At 74.7% G+C, this 19,592-nt stretch carries 18 protein-coding genes and 1 tRNA gene; 9 read left to right on the top strand and 10 right to left on the bottom strand.

What is annotated here, in order from left to right; all coding sequences use genetic code 11:
* Positions 1-4 precede the first annotated feature (4 nt).
* The 4 genes from EF879_RS15230 to EF879_RS15245 form a co-directional block, all read right to left on the bottom strand.
* Positions 5-1,384 carry a formimidoylglutamate deiminase gene (locus EF879_RS15230; RefSeq protein ID WP_123559061.1) on the bottom strand — a complete coding sequence of 460 codons (1,380 nt, stop codon included), beginning with the start codon at positions 1,382-1,384 and terminating at the stop codon, positions 5-7.
* A 136-nt stretch (positions 1,385-1,520) separates the two neighbouring features.
* Entirely contained in the window at positions 1,521-2,780 is a 1,260-nt protein-coding gene (locus tag EF879_RS15235; protein WP_123559063.1) for an allantoate amidohydrolase, read from the bottom strand.
* A gap of 11 nt (positions 2,781-2,791) precedes the next feature.
* Positions 2,792-4,471, bottom strand: coding sequence for a urocanate hydratase (hutU, locus tag EF879_RS15240; RefSeq protein ID WP_123559065.1), 1,680 nt, complete (start codon positions 4,469-4,471; stop codon positions 2,792-2,794).
* Between the two features lie 51 nt (positions 4,472-4,522).
* Positions 4,523-5,386, bottom strand: a complete 864-nt coding sequence (locus EF879_RS15245; RefSeq protein WP_123559067.1) for a MurR/RpiR family transcriptional regulator — start codon at positions 5,384-5,386, stop codon at positions 4,523-4,525.
* A gap of 139 nt (positions 5,387-5,525) precedes the next feature.
* On the opposite strand from EF879_RS15245, the gene EF879_RS15250 reads away from it, so the two are divergent.
* A complete protein-coding gene (locus EF879_RS15250; protein ID WP_123559270.1) occupies positions 5,526-6,365 on the top strand; it encodes an MOSC domain-containing protein in 840 nt (279 codons plus the stop codon).
* A gap of 106 nt (positions 6,366-6,471) precedes the next feature.
* On the top strand, positions 6,472-7,596 hold the full coding sequence (locus EF879_RS15255) for an expansin EXLX1 family cellulose-binding protein (protein WP_123559069.1): 1,125 nt from the start codon (positions 6,472-6,474) through the stop codon (positions 7,594-7,596).
* A gap of 232 nt (positions 7,597-7,828) precedes the next feature.
* On the opposite strand, the gene EF879_RS15260 is transcribed toward EF879_RS15255, so the two are convergent.
* The 3 genes from EF879_RS15260 to bcp form a co-directional block, all read right to left on the bottom strand.
* A complete protein-coding gene (locus tag EF879_RS15260; protein ID WP_370375501.1) occupies positions 7,829-8,359 on the bottom strand; it encodes an N-acetyltransferase family protein in 531 nt (176 codons plus the stop codon).
* Between the two features lie 100 nt (positions 8,360-8,459).
* Positions 8,460-8,540: transfer RNA gene (locus EF879_RS15265), tRNA-Leu, on the bottom strand.
* A 104-nt stretch (positions 8,541-8,644) separates the two neighbouring features.
* A complete protein-coding gene (gene bcp / locus EF879_RS15270) occupies positions 8,645-9,121 on the bottom strand; it encodes a thioredoxin-dependent thiol peroxidase (RefSeq protein WP_123559071.1) in 477 nt (158 codons plus the stop codon).
* 136 nt (positions 9,122-9,257) lie between these two features.
* On the opposite strand from bcp, the gene EF879_RS15275 reads away from it, so the two are divergent.
* The 4 genes from EF879_RS15275 to EF879_RS15290 are packed head-to-tail and all read left to right on the top strand — an operon-like array spanning position 9,258 to position 12,046.
* A complete protein-coding gene (locus EF879_RS15275) occupies positions 9,258-9,980 on the top strand; it encodes an energy-coupling factor ABC transporter permease (RefSeq protein WP_123559073.1) in 723 nt (240 codons plus the stop codon).
* A 17-nt stretch (positions 9,981-9,997) separates the two neighbouring features.
* Positions 9,998-10,450, top strand: a complete 453-nt coding sequence (locus tag EF879_RS15280) for a PDGLE domain-containing protein (protein WP_123559075.1) — start codon at positions 9,998-10,000, stop codon at positions 10,448-10,450.
* A gap of 13 nt (positions 10,451-10,463) precedes the next feature.
* Positions 10,464-11,234 (top strand): cobalt ECF transporter T component CbiQ, encoded by a 771-nt coding sequence (cbiQ, locus tag EF879_RS15285; protein ID WP_123559077.1) that lies wholly within the window; start codon positions 10,464-10,466, stop codon positions 11,232-11,234.
* Positions 11,231-12,046, top strand: coding sequence for an energy-coupling factor ABC transporter ATP-binding protein (locus EF879_RS15290; RefSeq protein WP_123559079.1), 816 nt, complete (start codon positions 11,231-11,233; stop codon positions 12,044-12,046). Before cbiQ ends, EF879_RS15290 begins: the two co-directional genes overlap by 4 nt.
* On the opposite strand, the gene EF879_RS15295 is transcribed toward EF879_RS15290, so the two are convergent.
* Genes EF879_RS15295 through EF879_RS15305 form a run of 3 tightly spaced genes read right to left on the bottom strand, consistent with a single transcriptional unit; the run spans position 12,025 to position 14,623 of the window.
* Positions 12,025-13,266 (bottom strand): hypothetical protein, encoded by a 1,242-nt coding sequence (locus EF879_RS15295; protein ID WP_233604479.1) that lies wholly within the window; start codon positions 13,264-13,266, stop codon positions 12,025-12,027. The two genes, EF879_RS15290 and EF879_RS15295, sit on opposite strands and share 22 nt — an antisense overlap.
* Positions 13,263-14,069, bottom strand: a complete 807-nt coding sequence (locus tag EF879_RS15300) for a thioredoxin domain-containing protein (RefSeq protein ID WP_123559081.1) — start codon at positions 14,067-14,069, stop codon at positions 13,263-13,265. The genes EF879_RS15295 and EF879_RS15300 overlap by 4 nt, the downstream gene beginning before the upstream one ends.
* Positions 14,066-14,623, bottom strand: coding sequence for a DoxX family protein (locus EF879_RS15305; RefSeq protein WP_305036052.1), 558 nt, complete (start codon positions 14,621-14,623; stop codon positions 14,066-14,068). The genes EF879_RS15300 and EF879_RS15305 overlap by 4 nt, the downstream gene beginning before the upstream one ends.
* A 319-nt stretch (positions 14,624-14,942) precedes the next feature.
* Between EF879_RS15305 and EF879_RS28160 the strand changes: the two genes are divergently transcribed.
* From EF879_RS28160 to EF879_RS15325, 3 genes are all read left to right on the top strand, one after another.
* Positions 14,943-16,937 (top strand): copper resistance protein CopC, encoded by a 1,995-nt coding sequence (locus EF879_RS28160; RefSeq protein ID WP_370375502.1) that lies wholly within the window; start codon positions 14,943-14,945, stop codon positions 16,935-16,937.
* A gap of 11 nt (positions 16,938-16,948) precedes the next feature.
* On the top strand, positions 16,949-17,698 hold the full coding sequence (locus tag EF879_RS15320; RefSeq protein WP_123559085.1) for a YcnI family protein: 750 nt from the start codon (positions 16,949-16,951) through the stop codon (positions 17,696-17,698).
* Between the two features lie 155 nt (positions 17,699-17,853).
* Positions 17,854-19,560 carry a hypothetical protein gene (locus EF879_RS15325; protein WP_123559087.1) on the top strand — a complete coding sequence of 569 codons (1,707 nt, stop codon included), beginning with the start codon at positions 17,854-17,856 and terminating at the stop codon, positions 19,558-19,560.
* Positions 19,561-19,592: the final 32 nt, after the last annotated feature.

Consider the following 19,592-nt stretch of genomic DNA (forward strand, 5'->3'; position numbering starts at 1 on the left):
CGCGTCACCGCCCTGGTCCCGAGCCCGTCACCGCCGTGATCGCCGCCGCCAGCGCGGCCGGTACGTCGATCGTCACGTGCCGGCCCTCCCGGACCACCACCCGTCCGTCCACGAGCACGTCGGTCACGTCGGCGGCGGTCGCCGCGAAGAGGACGCCGACCGGCGGCACGCCGGCCGTCTGCGGGCTGTCCCGCCGGACGGTGACCAGGTCCGCCCGGGCGCCGATCGCGATCGTGCCGGCGTCCGACCAGCCCAACGCGGCATGCCCGGCCACCGTCGCGGCGTCGCGCAACTCGGCCGGGGTGAAGTGCCCCCGAATCCGCGTCGCCAGCCGCTCGTCCAGCTCCATTGCGCGGGCCTCCTCGAAGAGGTCGATCACGGCGTGGCTGTCGCTGCCGAGGCTGACCGGGCAGCCGACGTCGGCCAGGGCCCGGCCCGGGCCGATCCCGTCGGCCAGGTCGCGCTCGGTCGTCGGGCAGAGGCAGACCCCGGTCCGGGCGCCACCGAGCAGCGCCCGGTCCGCGTCGGTCAGGTGGGTGGCGTGCACCGCCGTCGTCCGCGGCCCGAGCGCGCCCGCGTCGGCCAGCACCTCGGTGGGGGTCTTCCCGTGGTACGCCCGGCACGCCTCGTTCTCGGCCGGCTGCTCCGACAGGTGCACGTGCAGGGGTTCGCCGCGCGCGTCCGCCCACGCCGCGACGATCGGGATCTGGTCGGCGGGGACCGCCCGGACCGAGTGGACCGCCGCCCCGACCCGGACGTGTCGGCCCACCGTGACCGGGAACGACGCCGACGCGGTGTCGTTCGGGGCGATGGCGCCGGCCCGCTCCGCCCAGCGGGTCGCGTCTCCGTCGCCGAACCGGCGCTGCGGCCCGGCGAGCGGCTGCCCGTCCACGCTGGCGGTCAGGTAGCAGGTGTCGAGCAGGGTGAGCCGGATCCCGGCCTGGGCGGCGGCCTCGATCAGCGCCGCCCCCATCGCGTTCGGGTCGTGGTAGCGCCCTCCGTCGGGGCGGTGGTGCAGGTAGTGGAACTCGCCGACGCAGGTGATCCCGGCCAGCGCCATCTCGGCGTACGTCGCCCGGGCCAGGGCCAGGTAGCTGTCCGGGTCGAGCCGGCTGGCGACCGCGTACATCCGCTCGCGCCAGCTCCAGAAGTCGCCACGCCCGCCCTGGGTGTGCCCGCGCAGCGCCCGGTGGAAGGCGTGCGAGTGGGCGTTGGCCAGCCCGGGCAGGGTCACCCCGGGCAGCCGCTGGGCGTCCGGCGGGGCGGGGTGGCCCGGGACGACCCGGGTGAAGCGCCCGTCGGCGATCTCGATCAGCACGTCGGCGTCCGGCTCCGGTCGGTCCGGCAGCCAGGCGTACTCGGCGTGGTAACGGCGCGCTGTCATCGGCCACCCCGTCGGCCCGTCGCCCGACTCGTTGGTCGGTTCATCGTCCGGCTCGTTGGCCGGCCCATTGGCAGGTTCACCGGTCGGTTCATCGTCCGGCTCGTTGGCCGGCCCATTGGCAGGTTCACCGGTCGGCTCATCGTCCGGCCAGGTCGTCGAGGAGGGCGGCGAGATGCCGGACGCCCGCGGCGCAGTCCTCGTCGGTCGCCGACTCGGCCGGCGAGTGCGACACCCCGGTCGGGTTGCGCACGAAGAGCATCGCGGTCGGCAGGTGCGCGGCGAGGATCCCCGCGTCGTGCCCGGCGGCCGTCGGCAGCACCGGTACGCCGTCGGCGTGCAGCCGCCGGGCCGCCGCGATCAGCCCGCCGTCGAACGTGACCGACGGCGTCAGCGACTCGCGGGTGACCGCGACGGTGGTGCCGTCCCGGGCGGCCCGCTCAGCGGCCTTGGCCCGAACCGCCTCGACCAGGGCGTCCAGCGTCTCGACGTCGGCCGCCCGGGCGTCGAGCCAGCCCCGGACCCGGGCCGGGACGGCGTTGGTGGCATTCGGCTCCACCTCGACCCGGCCGATCGTGGCGTGCGCGCCGCGCTGCCGGGCCTCCTTGTTCGCCGCCAGCACCGTGAAGGCGTACGTCAGTATCGGGTCGCGCCGGTCCGCCATCCGGGTCGTGCCGGCGTGGTTCGCCTCACCGGTGAAGTCCAGCCGCCAGCGGCCGTGTGGCCAGATCCCGCTCGCCACCCCGACCGGCGCGCCCAGGTCGACCAGGGCCCGACCCTGCTCCACGTGGAGTTCGACGAAGACGCCGATCCGGGCCAGCAGGTCGGGGCGGGCCCCGGCCGGCGTGCCGCCGAGCGCCTCGGCGAGGGTCATCCCGGCCCGGTCGGTCAGCGCCGCCGCCTGTTGCGGGTCGAGCGCGCCGGTGAGCAGCCGCGACCCGAGGCAGGGTACGCCGAACCGGGAGCCCTCCTCCTCGGCGAAGGCCACCACCCCGACGGGGCGACGGAACGTCCGGCCCGCCCGGCGCAGGGCGCGGACCGCGAGCAGCGCGCTGACGACGCCGAGCGGACCGTCGTAGCCGCCGCCGTACGGCACCGAATCGAGGTGGCTGCCGAGCAGTACGGCGTCGCCGGCCCGCTCCGCCGGCCCCGGCCGCGGGCCGTACCAGGCGATCAGGTTGCCGTTGCCGTCCGGCTCGACGGTGTGCGCCCCGTCGCCGGTGGCGGTGGCGGCGAACCACTCCTCCAAGCGGCGGACGGGCTCCGTGTAGCCGTACCGGAGGTAGCCGCCGGTGCCGGGATCGCGGCCGATCGGCGCGATCTCGTCCCAGAGCCGGCGGAACTCGGCCACCTCCCGACTGTTAGGAAGGGGCCCTTCTACAACCGAATCCGATAACAAGGGGCCCTTCCTTACTGCTCGGTCATGGGGATGCGCAGGTTGCCCCGGGTCGCGGCCTCGACCGCCTCCGGGTAGCCGGCGTCGACGTGCCGGAGCACGCCGGTGGCCGGGTCGTTGCTGAGCACCCGTTCGATCTTCTGCGCGGCGAGCGGGGTGCCGTCGGCGACGGTGACCTGCCCGGCGTGGAGGGAACGGCCGATGCCGACCCCGCCGCCGTGGTGGATGCTCACCCAGGAGGCGCCGCTGGCCGTGTTGACCAGGGCGTTGAGCAGCGGCCAGTCCGCGATCGCGTCCGAGCCGTCGGCCATCGCCTCGGTCTCCCGGTACGGCGAGGCGACCGAGCCGGCGTCGAGGCGGTCGCGACCGATGACGATCGGGGCGGAGAGCTCGCCGGAGGCGACCATCTCGTTGAACCGGAGCCCGGCCCGGTCGCGCTCGCCGTGGCCGAGCCAGCAGATCCGCGCCGGAAGGCCCTGGAAGGCGACCCGCTCCCCGGCGAGCCGGATCCAGCGGGCGAGCGACTCGTTCTCCGGAAAGAGGTCGAGCACGGCCCGGTCGGTGGCGGCGATGTCGGCCGGGTCCCCGCTCAGCGCCGCCCAGCGGAACGGGCCCTTGCCCTGGCTGAACAGCGGCCGGATGTACGCCGGCACGAAGCCTGGGAAGTCGAACGCCCGGTCGTAGCCGCCGAGTTTCGCCTCGCCCCGGATCGAGTTGCCGTAGTCGAAGACCTCGGCTCCGCCGTCGAGGAAGCCGACCATCGCCTCGACGTGCCGGACCATCGACTCCCGGGCCCGCGCGGTGTACTCGGCCGGCTTGGTGCGGGCCAGCTCGGCCGCGTCGGCGAGGTCGACCCCGACCGGCACGTACGACAGCGGGTCGTGCGCGCTGGTCTGGTCGGTGACGATGTCGATCTCGACACCCCGGGCCAGCAGCTCGGGAAAGACGAGCGCGGCGTTGCCGACCACCCCGACCGAGAGCGGCCGTCGCTCCCGCTTGGCCGCGAGGGCCTGCGCCACCGCGTCGTCGAGTGAGTCGGCGACGGTGTCGAGGTAGCGGGTGGCGACCCGGCGCGCCAGCCGCCCCGGATCGACGTCGACGATCAGGCAGACGCCGCCGTTCATCGTCACGGCCAGCGGCTGCGCGCCGCCCATCCCGCCGCAGCCGGCGGTCAGGGTCAGGGTGCCGGCCAGCGAGTTGTCGCTCGGCTGCTGCCCGGCGGCGCGGCGGGCGGCGAGCTTGGCCGCGACCGCGGCGAAGGTCTCGTAGGTGCCCTGCAGGATGCCCTGGGTGCCGATGTAGATCCACGAGCCGGCGGTCATCTGGCCGTACATGGTCAGGCCAAGCTGTTCGAGGCGGCGAAACTCCGGCCAGGTGGCCCAGTCGCCGACCAGGTTGGAGTTGGCGATCAGCACCCGGGGCGCCCACTCGTGGGTCCGCAGGACCCCGACCGGCCGCCCCGACTGGACCAGCATGGTCTCGTCGTTGCCGAGGGTGGTCAGGGTCCGGACCAGCGCGTGGTACGACGGCCAGTCTCGGGCCGCCCGGCCGGTGCCGCCGTAGACGACGAGGTCGTCGGGGCGCTCCGCGACCTCCGGGTCGAGGTTGTTCATCAGCATGCGCAGCGCGGCTTCCTGCGGCCAGCCGACGGCGGTCCGGGTGGTGCCGCGTGGGGCGCGGATGGGGTCGGGCATGGGAACTCCGTTCTCCTGGATTCCGGCGCGGGTCGGGGCCGGCGTCGGGCGCTAGCCGACGAAGAGCTGCCGGCGGGCGGCGGACCGTTCGAACTCCTCCAGCCGACGTTGGACGTCGGCGGGTGCGGCGTCGCAAACCGCCTGCAACAGGACCATCGCCATCGCCATCGGTGCGGTGTGCAGGTCGAAGACGAGTTGGGAACCGACCGCCGCCGGCAGCACGAGGTCGGCGTGCTCGGCGGCCGGGCTGACCGCGGAGTCGGTGATCACCACGACCGACATCCCGGCCGCCCGCGCCTCGGCGAGGGCTTCCAACGCCTCCCGGGGATAGCGGGGGAGCACGATCGCCAGCATGGCGGAGGCGCCGGCCGTACGGGCCTGTTCCAGCCGGTCGGTGAGCAGGCTGCCGCCGGAGTCCAGGACCCGGACGTCCGGGTGGACCTTGGCGGCGAAGTAGGCGAAGTAGCCGGCGAGCGGCGCGGCGGCCCGCAGCCCGAGGACGACGAGCGGCCGGCTGCCGGCGAGCAGGGTCCCGGCGGCGGTCACCGTCTCCCGGTCGGCGAGCTGCGCGGCGAGGCGGTGCAGGTTGTCGGCCTCGGCCCGGATCGCCCGCTGCATCTCGTTGTCGACCGGCGCGGCGTCCGACCCGGCGTACCCGGCGGTGATGATCTCCCGGAGCCGGCGGCGCAGCGCCGGGTAGCCGTCGTAGCCGAGTGCCATCGCGAACCGGGTCACCGAGGGCTGGCTGACCTTGGCCAGCTCGGCGACCTCGGCCGCGGAGAGGAAGGCGGCGGAGGCGGCGTGCTGGACCAGGCTGTGCGCGATCCGCCGCTGGGTCGGGGTCAGCCGGACGCCCTGGAACAGGTCGAGTACGCGGTCCGTCGGCGGCGCCGCGACGACAGCGCTGTCATTCACAAGACGAGGGTATGCATAGAACATTTCAGGAGGCAACGAGACGCCGGGACCTGAGAAGACGCGCACGGGGTGCGGCCGGCGCCGGGGCCCCGCCAAATATGTGCTGCTGCTCGCCGCCGCGCTGTGGCACGGTGGCGACATGCGATTGGCGGCCATCCAGACGTACCCGATCAAGGGTTGCTACCGGCTCGACCTCGACGACGCACGGGTCGAGCCGTGGGGACTGGCCGGCGACCGGCGCTGGATGGTCGTCGACGACGAGGGCGTCGGCGTCACCCAGCGCCAGGAGCCGGCACTGGTCACGGTGCGCCCCGAGCCGCGCCCGGGCGGACTGCTGCTCCGGGCCGCCGGCCGGGCCGCACTCGAGGTCGCCGAGCCGGTCGACGGCGAGCCGGCCGAGGTGCGGGTCTTCGCCCACCAGCCGGGGGTGCCGGCCCGGGTCGCCGACCCCGCGGCGAACGACTGGCTCTCCCAGACCCTCGATCGGAAGGTACGGCTGGTCTGGCTGGGCGATCCGGCCGCCCGGCCGATTCCCGACGTCCACGGCGTCGGGCCCGACGACCGGGTCAGCTTCGCCGACGGCTATCCGCTGCTGCTGGCCAACCGGGCCTCGCTCGACGCGCTGAACGAATGGCTGGCGGCGGCGGGCAGCCCCGAGGGTCCGCTGCCGATGACCCGCTTCCGTCCCAACCTGGTGGTGGGCGGCGCCGCGCCGTGGGCCGAGGACGACTGGCTCGGCCGCCGGCTGCGGATCGGCCCGGTGGTCTTTCGGGTGGCCAAGCCCTGCGGCCGCTGCGTGGTCACCACCACGGACCAGGAGACCGGGGTACGTGGCCACGAACCGCTGCGAACCCTGGCGCGACACCGCAACCGCGACCGGCAGCTGTTGTTCGGGCAGAACCTCGTGCCGCTGCTCGGCCCGGCCGGCACCGGCACCACGGTGCGGGTGGGGGACCCCGTCGACCTGCTTCCCGACTAGGTCAGGCCCGGCACGGCAGTTCGGTGATCTGTCCTCAATCGACCTGATCCGGGCTGGTGCGCCCAGATCTTGCGTCGGTCGTGGCCCGTCCGGCACCATGCCCGGGATGACCGACAACCCGGAGATCCCTGACGACGCCGACGAGCCCGTCGACGGCCGGCCAGAGCCCGGTTCGGACGGCCGGTCAGAGTCCGGTTCGGACGGCCGGTCAGAGTCCGGTTCGGACGGCCGGCCAGCGTGGAGGCGCCGGCTGTCGAGACCGTGGCTGGCGGGCGGCGGCGCCGCGGTGCTCGCCGCCGTGCTCGGGGTCGTGCTGGTCTGGGTCTCCGGAGAGTCGTCGGCCTGCGCCGCCGCCCTCGCCCCCGCCACCCGGCTGCCGGCGCCGACCGAGCGGGTGGCCGCCGTCGCCGCCCCGGCGCCGGTCGACGGTCAGGCGCCCGGCGTCGCCGTGCCCGCGGTCGTCCGCGCCGCGCCGCCGGACAGCGGGAAGGTCTACAAGGGAAAGGCCTCGTACTACGACGGCGGGAACTCCGGCGGCAACTGCTCCTTCCCCGGGCCCCCGGCCAACCGCCTCTACGTGGCGCTCGGCCCCGCGCAGTACGCCGGCGGAGCGGCCTGCGGCAGTTTCCTGGAGGTGACCGGGCCGAAGGGCAAGGTCCGGGTGATGGTGCTGGACCGCTGCGCCGGCTGTAGGGGCAACAAGATCGACCTGTCGAAGCAGGCATTCGCGAAGATCGCCGACCTGTCGGCGGGAATCGTGTCGATCCGGTACCGGTTCGTGGTCAACCCGCCGGTCACCGGCCCGCTCACCTTCCGGATCAAGGGCGGCGCGTCGAAGTGGTGGTTCGCGGTGCAGGTGGGCAACCACGGCAACCCGCTGAAGTCGGTGGCGGTGCGTCGGGCGGGCGGCGAGTGGCGACGCGCGAAGCGGCAGCCCGACAATTACTGGGTGGTCGAGGGCGGGCTCGGCATGGGGCCGTACGAGATCCGGGTCACCGACATCCACGGCAACGAGGCGGTCGCCACCGGCATCCAGCTGAAGCCCCGGAAGGTGCAACGCAGCCGCGTCCGGCTGTACGGCACCGCCACGGAGTCGCCCCGCCCCTCGGCGCCCACCGCCAGCCCTGCCCCGCCGAGCGGCCCCGTCGAAACGCCGTCCGCCGGCCCGACGTCCGCCCCGCCCGCTGCTCCGCCGACCGCCCCGGCAACCCGGGCGGCGGCCTGCGGCTGATCGGCACCCACGCCCCGGCTCCCGCCGTGCCGGGGGTCGTGCCCGCGGCGGGTCCTGGCTGTGACCCACCCGTGCCGGCGGTCCCGTTCCCGCGACCGGGCGGTCGCGTCCCGGTGGGTCCCTCCCGAGGGCCGGGCGGTCCCGTCCCGGCGGTCGGGTCGCCGCGGCCGGCCCCCGGTCGCGCGGTGTCCGGTCGCGCGGTGTCCGGTCGCCCGGTGTCCGGGTGGGACGCTCACTCGGTGAGCGGCAGCCACATCAGGATCTCGTCGCGGTCGTCGCCCGGCGCGACCCGGAGCGCACCCGGAAGCCGCCCGACCTCCCGGTAGCCGAGCTGCCGGTAGAACTCCTCGACGCCGTTGCCGGCCCGAACCGTCAGGTGCACCGCCACCCAGCCCAGCTCCCGTGCGACCTGGGCGGCGTGCCGCATCAGGGCCAGACCGTAGCCGTACCCCTGCCGGTCGGGGTGGACCATGACCCGCTTGAGCATGCCCCAGTGCGCCTTGAGCTGGAAGCGGTTGTCGGTGAGGAAGAGCAGCGCGACCGGCCGCTCCTCCTCGTACCCGACCAGCAACCGGTCAGGGCCGTCGGCCACCTCCGCGAAGGTGGCCAGCGCGAGCGGGCGTACCTCCGCCTCGGTGACCGGCCCGACGAACCCGACGGCGCCGCCGGCGTTGGTCACCGCGGTCCAGAGCGTCACGATCTGGTCGCGCAGCTCGGCGGTCAGTGGGGGATCGAGCACGAAGCGGATGGCCACGTCGGCCATCCTCGTCCGCCGGTCGCCGGGGGCCGGCGGCGCGGGCGTGGCTCGTGACCGCGCTAACAATCCACGCTGGTCGACCGGTGGCCGGCGACAGCGTCTCCGGTGCGGGAGAGGGGAGTCGAACCCCTACGCCCGAAGGCACAGGAACCTAAATCCTGCGTGGCTGCCATTACACCACTCCCGCGCGATCCTGAGTCTAGACCGCCGGACCGGTGGACCGCTGGCGCCGGTGGGCCGGTCCGGTCCGGCGTCCCGGCCGGGCGGCCCGCCGCCACCCGGCCGGGACGTTCAGTCCAGTCCGAGGTCGCGGCGGAGCTTGGCGACGTGGCCGGTCGCCTTGACGTTGTAGAGCGCCCGCTCGATCCGACCCTCCTCGTCGATGACGAACGTGGACCGGATCACACCGGTGACGGTGCGGCCGTACGACTGCTTCTCGCCGTACGCGCCGTAGGCGGTGAGCACCGACCGGTCGGTGTCCGCGACCAGCGGGAAGGTGATCGCGTCGCGCTCCCGGAACGCCGCCAGCTTCTCCGGTGGGTCGGGCGAGATGCCGACCACCTCGTAGCCGGCGGCCTGGAGCGAGGCGAGCGAGTCGCGGAAGTCACACGCCTGCTTGGTGCAGCCCGGCGTCATCGCGGCCGGGTAGGCGTAGAGGATCACTTTGCGGCCACGCAGTTCCTTCAGGCTGAGTGTGCCGCCGGTGTCGGTGGGGAGCGTGAAGTCGGGCGCGGTCTCCCCGGGCGCGAGCCGGATGGGTGAGGTCATGGCCCCGACCCTAGCGCCAGGTGTACCCGAGGTTGCGGTTGACGTACGCCTCTTGCAAAGGCATGGCAACAACGTCAGCATGGCCATAGGCCGGGCCGGCCGACGGGCGGCTCCCCCTCGGCCTACAGGAGGTCGCGTGGATACCCTGGCGATGCACATCTCGAACGGGATCATCAACGGTCCCGTGGCGGCGGTCTTCGCGGCGTTCGCCCTCGCGGCGCTCGCGCTCTGCGTGGTGCGCGGCCGGCAGGACCTGGACGACCGGCTGGCCCCGATGGCCGGTCTGGTGGCCGCCTTCATCTTCGCGGTGCAGATGCTCAACTTTCCGATCTTCACCGGCGCGGTCAGCGGGCACCTCCTCGGCGGTGCCCTTGCCGCGATCCTGGTCGGCCCCTGGGTGGGGGCGCTCTGCGTCGCCGTGGTGCTGATCGTCCAGGCTCTCGTCTTCGGCGACGGCGGAGTGGCCATGCTCGGCCTCAACATCACCAACATGGCGGTGCTCGGCACGGCGGTGGCGTACCTGCTGGTCGCGCTGCTGCTGCGCCTCCTGCCGCGGACCGTCAGCGGGCTCGCGGTCACCGCCTTCGTCGCCTCGGTGGTCAGCGTGCTGGCCGCCTCCCAGGGCTTCGTCGTGCAGTACTGGCTCGGTGGCACCACCGACCTCGGCAGCGGCCTCGCCGGCCTGGCCGGCACGATGGCCGGGGTGCACCTGCTGATCGGCGTGGGTGAGGGCCTGATCACCGCGACCACGGTGGTGACCGTGGCGAAGATCCGGCCCGATCTGGTACACGCGCTGCGCGGCCGGACTGTCGCCAGCCCGGGTACGCCGCCGGTGCCGGCCGCCGGAGGTGCCCGGTGAGCGGCGGAGGAGGACGGGTGACGAAGCGTTCGGGTCTCTTCATCCTCGGCGGGCTGCTGGTGGCTCTGCTGCTCGCCGGTGTGGTGAGCAACTTCGCCTCCGCCCATCCCGACGGGCTCGACTCCACGCTGCGCAAGGGGTGCGTCTTCGACGCCGACGACACCATCGTGGGCGGAAGCTGTCCCGCGCAGCAGGCCAGGGAGCACGAGCTGGCCGACTCGCCGCTGGCCGACTACGGGGTACGGGGGGTGGACAACACGTACCTCTCCACCGGGCTCGCCGGGGCGCTCGGTGTCCTGCTCACCTTCGCCGTCGGGGGCGGCCTGTTCTGGCTGACCCGCCGTCGTCCGACCGCCGGCCCGGCGGGGTCCGCCGCGTCCGGGGATGCCGCCGGCCCGGCCGGTTCCGCCACCCCTGCGCCGGGGCAGCGGAGCGACGACATGTCGGCAACGGCCGACGGCCGGCCGTAGCGGGGTCGGGTCGATGGGGGCCGGGCACGCGCACGTCCTCTACCGGGACCGGATGTCGCCGGTGCACCGGCTGCCGCCCGAGGTCAAGATCATGGCGATGGTGGTCTTCACCATCGCCGTGGTCGCCACCCCCCGGGAGGCGTTCTGGGCCTTCGGCGGGTACGCCCTCCTGATCCTGCTGGTGGCGGCGTTGGCCCGGATCGGACCGGGCTGGCTGGCCACCCGGGCACTGATCGAACTGCCGTTCGTCGTCTTCGCGTTCGCACTGCCCTTCCTCGGCCGCGGCGAACGGGTCCACTGGCTCGGGCTGGACCTGTCGGTCGACGGCCTCTACGGCTGCTGGAACATCCTGGCCAAGGGAACCCTCGGGGTCCTCGCCTCGCTGCTGCTGGCCGCCACGACGACGATGCGCGACCTGCTGCTCGGCCTGGACCGGCTGCGCTGCCCACAGATCGTGACCCAGATCGCCACCTTCATGCTGCGTTACCTCGACGTCCTGGTCGGCGAGGCCCGGCGGATGCGGATCGCCCGGATCTCCCGGGGCGACGACCCCCGCTTCCTGTGGCAGCTGCGCGGCTTCGCCGCCGGGGTCGGCGCGCTCTTCCTCCGGGCATTCGAACGCGGGGAGCGGGTGTACCTGGCCATGGTTGCCCGGGGCTACCAGGGCCGGATGCCGGACGCCTGGGGCGGCAGCGGCGCGGCCACCGCCCGGCACTGGCTGGTCGCGGCCACGGTGCCGCTCACCGCGACCGGCATGGCCGCCGCCGCGGTGGTGCTGGGATGATCGGGTACGTGGACAGCGTCTCGGCCGCCGAGGTCACCGCCTCCGACGTCCCGTCTCTCGAGGTCCGCGACGTGCACTACCGCTACCCCGGCGGGCACGTCGCGTTGCGCGGGGTCGACCTGACCGTGCCCCGGGGTGGCCGGGTCGCGCTGCTCGGCCCGAACGGCGCCGGCAAGACCACCCTGGTGCTGCACCTGAACGGGATCCTCTCCGGCGGCGGGGGGACGGTCACCGTCGGCGGGCTGACCGTGGACCGGGACCGGGCGACCCTGGCCGAGATCCGCCGCCGGGTCGGCATCGTCTTCCAGGACCCCGACGACCAGCTCTTCCTGCCCACGGTCGCCGAGGACGTGGCGTTCGGGCCGGCGAACCTCGGCCTGCGCGGCGCCGAACTGGCGGCCCGGGTCACCGAGGCGCTGGACGCGGTGGGAATGACCGCGCACCGGGACCGCGCGCCGCAGCACCTGTCGTTCGGGCAGCGCCGTCGGGTCGCGGTGGCGACCGTCCTCGCGATGCGCCCGGAGATCCTGGTCCTCGACGAACCTTCCTCCAACCTCGACCCGGCCGCCCGCCGCGAGCTGGCCACGATCCTGCGTCGGCTGCCGGTGACCATGCTGATGGTCACCCACGACCTGCCGTACGCGCTGGAACTCTGCGACCGGGCGGTGATCCTCGACGCCGGCCGGATCGTCGCCGACGGGCCGACCGCGGAACTGCTCGCCGACGCCGAGCTGCTGGCCCGGCACCGGCTGGAGCTGCCGTACGGCTTCGACCCGACGCTGGCCGCCCGTCAGCTCGCCGCCCGGTCCTGAAACGCCCGGTCCTGCCGCGTCTGGTCCTGAAGCGTCTGGTCCTGCCGTGCCTGGTCCTGTGGCGTCCGTTCCCGCAGCGGTCGGTCCGTAGCGGCGGGTAACGCGACCGACCAACGGCGGAGCCCGGCGGCCGGGCCGGACCGGGTGGCGCGGCCGGCGGAGCGGCCCGCGGCGTGCAGCCGCAGGACTCCGGCGCCGGCCAGCCCGCCCCCGACCCCGAGCGCGACCGCGACCATCACCCGGGCCCACGGGGCCGGCCAGGGCGCCGGCACCACCGAGTGGAGGAAGACCGCCGCGTTCGTCACGCCGGTGAAGAGCGCCAGACAGGTCCCGGCCAGCGCCAACGCGAAGTCGGCGGCCGGGCGTCGGGTCAGCGCGTACGCCGCCGCGGCGAGCGCCGCCACCCCGGTCAGTGCCGGCCAGAGCTGGCTGGTGACCAGCCCGAGCAGCATGCCCGAAAGACCGGCGTCGGCGCCCCGGCCCAGCGCGTGACCCAGCGCGGCGACGCCGCCGACCGCGGCCAGCGCGGCCAACGCGACCGTGGCGCGGCGCCCGGGCCGGGAGTCCCGGGGGAGCAGCCCGAGCGCGCCCACGACGAGGACACCGAGCACGCTCGCGCTCCACCAGCGCAGCGGATCCGGCGGCGGAACCCAGTCGAGGGTCCCCCGCAGTTCCCGCGGGACGGTGCCGTCCCGGAGCGGGACCACCCAGTCCCGGACCCGCTGTGGCCGGTCCGGTGCGGCGGCGACCTGCGGCGGCGGCCCGTCCTCCCGCCACTGGGCCCGCTGGTCGTGCCACCGGACCACCGGCTCGGTGCTGATCCGGCGCCACGACGGCGGCGCGGTCGGGTCGGCGCCCGGCGGCGGTGTGGTGCCGCCGTCCAGGGTCCGGTTGAGGTACGTCGCCGGGGAGGCGACGTTCTCGTAGACGCCGTCCGGCCGGATCTCCAGGTACGGCTCGCCGGCGTAGCCGAGTACCTCGATCGGGCGGCCGGTCCGGTTCTCCAGCTCCAGCCGGGCGCCCCCCTCCACCACCCGGATCCGCAGGCCGGGCAGGGCCGGGGTGACCCCGGTGACCACGGCGCGGTAGTTGCTGCCGGCCGGGGCGTCGGCGGCGTGCGCGGCGGCCGGTGCGGCGGTCGCCAGCGCCCCGAGCAGGCCCGCGGCGACCGCCAGCAGGACCCGGGACGCCCTCCCCGCCGTCGGCTGGCTCCGGCTCACCCGCCGGCCGCCGTCACCGCCGCGGTGATCGCCTCGGCGCTCGCCTGCACCTGCTTCCCGTTGACCAGGACGGTGGGGGTCCCGGTGATACCCGCCCGACTCGCCTCCTCGGTCACGTGGTCGGTCCATTTCTTGAACGTATTCTCGCGGACGCAGTTGCGGAAACTGTCCCCGGACAGCCCCACTCCAACGGCGATCTCGACCAGCTCGTCGTCGCTGAGCCCGGCACCGCCCTCCGGCGGCTGCCGGTCGAAGAGCGCGCGGGCGTACTCCCGGAACTTGCCGCTCTGTGCGGCGCAGCCGGAGGCGGCGGAGGACCGGGTCGAGTAGTCGGTGCTGGAGAAGCGGTTGAGGAACGCGACCGGATGGTACGTCACCCGGACCCTGCCCTGGGCGATGAGCTGGTCGAGCGTCCCGCTGGCCTGCTGCTCGAACTGTTTGCAGAAGGGGCAGAGGAAGTCCTCGTAGATGTCGATGGTGACCGGGCCGGAGCCGACCACGATGCCGGTGCCCTCCGGGTTGGCGCCGTCCGGCGGGGTGAAGTCGCCGGCGTTCCGGGCGGCCGTGACCCCCCAGCCGATCAGCCCGGCGGCGACCAGCACGACCACCGCGCCGATCGACGTCCAGAGGGCGCGGCGGCGACGCCGTTCCCGGGCCCGCTGCTCCCGGATCACCCGGGCCGCGCGGCTGTCCGCCCGCCCGGCGCGGGACTCGCCCGGCCGCCCGCCCCGGGACTCGCCCGCGCGGCCGGGGCGGGACTCGCCCGGCCTGGTGGGCCGGCGGCGGCTCTTCCTGTCGGTCATCGTGGCTGTGCCTCCTCCAGCGCCGGCGGTTCGTCGTCGTCGAGGCCGCGCCCGAGCGCGGCGTCCACCGAGTAGGGCGTACGGGGCCAGACGAGGAGGAAGCCGGCGAGCACCAGGAAACCGAGATCCCGGAGGATCTCGGTTCCGTACGTCGGATCCTGACCGGCGGCGAGGTCACCGCCGGTGCCGAAGCAGCCGCAGTCGATGGAGAGCCCGCGCGCCCAGGCCGAGGAGATGCCGGCGATGAAGATCACCAACAGCGCCGTCGAGATCCCGGCGGCGAGCCGGGTGGCGAGGCCGAGCACCAGGATCATCCCGAGGGCGATCTCCACGAACGGCAGCGCCGCGCCGATCACCACCGCCACGTCGTACGGGAAGATCTGGTAGGCGTTGACCGCTCGGCCCGAGGCGTCGAGGTCACCGATCTTGGAACCGCCGGCCACCAGCCACACCGCGGCGAGACCCAGCCGGGCCGCCGTGCCGAGCCAGGGGCGGGCGGCCGGCCAGGGGCCGCCTTCCGGGACCCGGCTGTCTTCTACGGTCCGCTCCGTCACGGTCATTTTGTCGTCTTGATCAACGAGGTGGTTCCCGGTGTGGTGGGGGCCATCCATGGCATTGCTCCGCGTGGTGTCACGCTCACCTACGGTACGCGGACAATTGCGCCGGTACCGGGCCAATCCCGGGCCCGGCGACGGTCACGGGGCCGGGACGTGGGCATCGTCACGCGCGGATCGATCCGGCCGGTGTCCGGGGAACTTTTCCGCCGCAGATACCGACTATCGGTACGTGGCAGCGCGGGAGCGACCGGACGGGAGGTGGGGCCGGGTGACCGGAGGTCGCGCCGGACGGCTCGGGTCGGCAACCATGTCCGGCATGACTGCTGCGAATCGCCCTCGGGTCGCCGCGCACCGTGACCGTGCCCCGGCCGCCACGCGCCGCCGGAGGCCGGTGGTCCGGATCGGCGCCAGCCTCGGACTCCTGCTGGCCTCCCTCGCCCTCCTGCTCGGTCCGGCCGCCCCGGCCAGCGCACACGCCGTCCTGGTGAGCAGTAGCCCGGTGGCGGATTCGGTGCTGACCACCGCCCCGACCGAGGTGGTCCTCACGTTCAGCGAGACGGTCCGCGAGGTGCCGGACAAGATCCGCGTGATCGGGCCGGACGGCGCCCGGGTCGACCGGGGGGACCCGGTCTTCAACGGCGCCGTCGTCACGGTCCCGGTCGATCCGGGCGGGCCGCGCGGGACGTATCTGGTGAGCTATCGGGTGGTCTCGGCGGACAGTCATCCGGTTTCCGGGGCGTACACCTATTCCGTCGGGGCGCCCTCGACGCCGCCGACGGACGCCGGGGCCGACCAGGTCCACCCCGCGGTCGGGGTCGCGGTCCGGGTCGCCAAGTTCCTCGGGTACGCCGGCCTGCTCCTGGTGTTCGGTCCGGTGCTGGTGCTCACCCTGCTCTGGCCCCGCCGACTGAGTCGGGTCGGTCCGGGCCGGCTGATCTCGACCGGGATCGGCCTGGTCGCCCTGTCGACGGTCGGCGCGCTCTGGCTTCAGGCCCCCTACACCTCCGGGGGTGGGCTCTTCTCGGTCGACGGCGCCGCGCTCGGCGACGTCCTCGGCAGCACGTTCGGGACGGTGCTGCTGGTCCGGCTGGGGATACTGGCCGCGGTGGCGATCCTGGTCCGGCCGGTGGTCACCGGCCAGGCCGGTCGGGCCGACCAGATCCTGCTCGTCGTCCTGGGCGCGGCCGGCCTCGCCACCTGGCCGCTCGCCGGCCACGCCGCCGCCTCGCCGGTGCCGGCGGTCTCGGTGGTGGTCGACGCCGTGCACCTGGCCGGGATGGCGGTCTGGCTCGGTGGACTGGTGATGCTCGGGGGCTTCCTGCTCCGGCGGGCGACCGAGCGGGAACTCGACGCCATCCTGCCGGTCTGGTCCCGGTGGGCCACCCTCGCCGTCTCCGCGCTGCTGCTCGCCGGGGTGGTGCAGGCGCTGATCGAGGTCGGTACGCCGGAGGCCCTGGTCTCGACGACGTACGGCCGGCTGCTCATCGCCAAGTTGGTGCTCTTCGCGCTGGTCATCGCGGTGGCCGCGTACTCGCGGCAGGCGGTCCGGCGGCGGCTGCTCGCCGAGGAGTGGGCGGACTCGGCGGCGGAGGAGGCCCCGGCCGAGCCGGTGGGGGAGGCCGCCCCGGTCGCGCCGGTCGAGGTGGGGGCGTCGGTCGGCCGCGACGGCGCCTCCGGGTCCGGGCGGCCGGCCAGCCCCGACCCTGACCTGCAGCGTGACCCGTCCGCCGAGGCGGACGGAGATCACCGGGCCGAGGCAGGTGCCGGAGCGCGGACCGGGGCTGCTCCCGAGCCGCGGGCCGGCGGCGATCCGGAACCGCCGGCCGAGCCCGGGCGGAGCGGAGGCGGGCCGACCCAGGGCACGCGGCGGCTCCGCCGCGCCGTCTGGGTGGAATTCGCGATCACGGCGGTGGTGGTGGCGCTCGCCGCCGTCCTGGTGCAGACCCCGCCGGCCCGCACCGCCCAGGAGTACGCCGACGGTGGCGGCCCGGGCTACTACAGCGCCACGCTGACCAGTTCGCTCTACTCGCTCCAGGTCGAGGTGGACCCGGCAACAACCGGGAGCAACTCGATCCACCTGTACGCGTACACGCCGGACAACAAGCCGATGCCGGTGGTCGAGTGGCGGGCCACCGCCGCCCTGCCCGACCAGGGGATCGAGCCGATCCAGATCCCGCTGTTGCCGCTGACCGACAACCACGCGACCGGCGAGATCAGCCTGCCGAGGCCGGGTGACTGGCAGTTCAGCTTCACGCTCCGGACCTCGGACATCGACCAGGCCACGGTGACCAGCACCGTGCCGATCACCTAGAGAGGGAGTTCATGATTCGTCATCGTCGGGCCGCGCTCTCCGCCGCCCTCGTTCTCGGCGCCGCCGCAGTCGGCGTGTTCGGGCTGATCGCCCCGGCGTCCGCGCACGTCACCGTGAACCCGCGGGAGGCGACCCAGGGCGGCTACGCCCGGGTGGCGTTCCGGGTGCCGACCGAGAGCGACACCGCCTCCACGGTGAAGCTGGAGGTGACGATGCCGGACGACGCACCGGTGGCGTCGGTCTCCACGATGCCGGTGCCCGGCTGGACGGTGGCGATCGAGCGGCGGACGGTCAACCCGCCGGTTGAGGTGCACGGCAGCCAGGTGTCGCAGGTCGTGTCCAAGATCACTTGGACCGCCTCGCGTGACGCCGGCATCAAGCCCGGGGAGTTCCAGGAGTTCCCGGTCTCGATGGGGCCGCTGCCGACGAAGGACCGGATGGTCTTCCGCGTCCTCCAGCACTACTCGGACGGGAACGTGGCGCGCTGGATCGAGGCGCCGGCCGCCGACGGGACCGAGGCCGAGAACGACCCGGCGCCGGTCCTGAAGCTGCTTCCGGCGGCCGCGTCCGAGGCCCCCGGGGCCGCCACGACGCCGACCGCGTCGGCGGTGGCCCAGCCCGCCGGGGACTCGGCGGACGACGGCGATCCGACCGCGCGCGGACTCGGCATCGCGGGGCTCGTCGCCGGGTTGGCCGGGCTGGTCCTGGGGGCCCTGGCGTTCGTCCGCAGTCGGCGTCCGGCCACCCCACCCACCGCCTGATCCTGCGCCACGCCGCTGGCCCGTCGGCTACTGCCGACGGGCCAGCGGTGTTTTCGGGCAATAATCCGTGTTCAAGCGATTTCTCTCGGTATGGTCGGCGGGTACTCCGACCTGTGGGGTCGGTGGGTGCCGCGACCCACGAGGGAGAGACACGAATGCGGTTCGTACGGCTCGCCGCCGGGATACTCCTGCTCGCCATCGGGTTGCCGGTGCTTCTCGCCGGGGCCACACTGTGGACCGTCGCGCAGCAGCGCAGCCCGAACGGCGGATTCGGCGGCCCGTTGGAGCGGGTCGAGACGCAGGGGCACGCCGTCGTCGTACCGGATCTGCGTGCCCTGCTTCGCCGGGACGCGCCCTTCGTCCAGGCCGGCCGGAGCGGGATGCGGATCATCGCGCGCATCGGATCCGATCCCGCGTTCATCGGACTGGCCCCCGCCGCCGAGGTGGCGACCTACCTCTCCGAGACGTCGTACGCCCGAATCGACCGGGTGAGCGTGACCCGGGGCGTGCTGCCGGTGGAGGTGACCCCGACCGAGGGGAGAGCCGCCTCCGCCCACGTCGCCAACCCGGAGCGGGAACGCGAGCCGGGCGGGTCCGCGGGACCCGGCCCGGAACGGCTGCCGGCCGCTGCCCGGGTGGGTCTGCCGGGCGCGCAGAGCCTCTGGGTGCGGTACGGCGTCGGCGTGCTCGACCTGACCGCTGACGACGTACGCGGACACCGGCTGAGTCTGGTCGTGATGCGACCCGACGCCCGTCCCGGCATCGTCGCCGACCTGCGGGCCGAGATTCGTCCTGGCTGGCTGGAGCCGGTCGCCTGGGTGCTGGTGGCCGTGGGCGGCCTGTTCGCGCTGCTCGGAATCGTGCTGCTGGCCCGGCCGATCCGGCCGCGGGAGGTGGTCTTCGTGGTCGAGCCCGACCAGGTCCCGGCGTTCGCCGCCCGCCTCGGCATCGCCGCACTGAACGATCTCGGCCGGACGGCAGCCCGGACCAACCAGACCCCGTCGCCGGCGGGTACGGCGCCGCCAGGCCGGCCGGAGCCGGTCGGGGCCGATGTCACCCAGCCCGAGCCGGCCGTACGGTCGATCCGACCGGTGCCGGGCGGCGCTGCGGCGGTGCAGCGCGCGGCCGCGTCACCGGTCCGGCCTGCGGCCCTGACGGACCCGAGCCGGCCGCCGGTCACCGACCCCGCGGTCGGCGCTGCCAATCGTGCCCCGGCGCCGACTCCCGCCCCGGCCCCGATGCCCGCGCCACCGCCCGCGCCGGTGCCCCCACCGTCCCCGACGCCGCCCCTGCCCTCCCCGGCACCGCCGGTGCCGACGCCACCCCGACCCGCGCCGGTACCGGCGGCCCCGGCTGGTCCGGCGTTCACGCCGGTGGCGGTACCCAAGACCACGGCGGCAGCGCCGGGCGGCGCGGCCCCGGCGTCCGCCGCCGCGGGGGCGGACGCCGGCACACCGCTGCCCGTCCTCGGGGCGGTGCCCGCGGGGAAGCCGGGCGCCGGGGCACCAGACCGTGCCGCTCCGACGCCGGTCCGGTTCCGACCCGCCCTCCGTCCGGCGACCCCCGGAGCCGCCCGCTACGACCTGAACCAGCCGCGACCGGGCCGGCCGATGGTCAACCGGGCCAAGGGCTACGACGCGCCCTCCCGCCGCCCGACCGCCCCGGCCCCGTCGACGGCTACGAGCGCATCCACCGCCGGGAGCCCGTCCACCACTCCCGACCCGGCGCGGGTCCCGAACCCGTCGACCAGGTCGGATCCGGCCTCCGGGCCACGGGCCGCGGCAGCCGGTGCCGACCGAAAGGCCGGGGATGACGGACGGCCGCGCGACGAGGCGGGCCGGCACCCGGCGCCGACCCGTTGACCGCCGGACATCGCCACACCGCCGGACATCGC

Origin of the sequence: Micromonospora sp. HM5-17, from assembly GCF_003762835.1 — a bacterium.
Taxonomy (GTDB): Bacteria; Actinomycetota; Actinomycetes; order Mycobacteriales; family Micromonosporaceae; genus Plantactinospora.

Coding starts and splice junctions, on each gene's coding strand:
- EF879_RS15230 (WP_123559061.1), bottom strand. CDS start 1,384: ATGACAGCGCGCCGTTACCACGCCGAGTACGCCTGGCTGCCGGACCGA.
- hutU (WP_123559065.1), bottom strand. CDS start 4,471: ATGCCCGACCCCATCCGCGCCCCACGCGGCACCACCCGGACCGCCGTC.
- EF879_RS15250 (WP_123559270.1), top strand. CDS start 5,526: ATGCGATTGGCGGCCATCCAGACGTACCCGATCAAGGGTTGCTACCGG.
- EF879_RS15255 (WP_123559069.1), top strand. CDS start 6,472: ATGACCGACAACCCGGAGATCCCTGACGACGCCGACGAGCCCGTCGAC.
- EF879_RS15260 (WP_370375501.1), bottom strand. CDS start 8,359: ATGGCCGACGTGGCCATCCGCTTCGTGCTCGATCCCCCACTGACCGCC.
- bcp (WP_123559071.1), bottom strand. CDS start 9,121: ATGACCTCACCCATCCGGCTCGCGCCCGGGGAGACCGCGCCCGACTTC.
- cbiQ (WP_123559077.1), top strand. CDS start 10,464: ATGGGGGCCGGGCACGCGCACGTCCTCTACCGGGACCGGATGTCGCCG.
- EF879_RS15290 (WP_123559079.1), top strand. CDS start 11,231: ATGATCGGGTACGTGGACAGCGTCTCGGCCGCCGAGGTCACCGCCTCC.
- EF879_RS15300 (WP_123559081.1), bottom strand. CDS start 14,069: ATGACCGACAGGAAGAGCCGCCGCCGGCCCACCAGGCCGGGCGAGTCC.
- EF879_RS28160 (WP_370375502.1), top strand. CDS start 14,943: ATGACTGCTGCGAATCGCCCTCGGGTCGCCGCGCACCGTGACCGTGCC.
- EF879_RS15320 (WP_123559085.1), top strand. CDS start 16,949: ATGATTCGTCATCGTCGGGCCGCGCTCTCCGCCGCCCTCGTTCTCGGC.
- EF879_RS15325 (WP_123559087.1), top strand. CDS start 17,854: ATGCGGTTCGTACGGCTCGCCGCCGGGATACTCCTGCTCGCCATCGGG.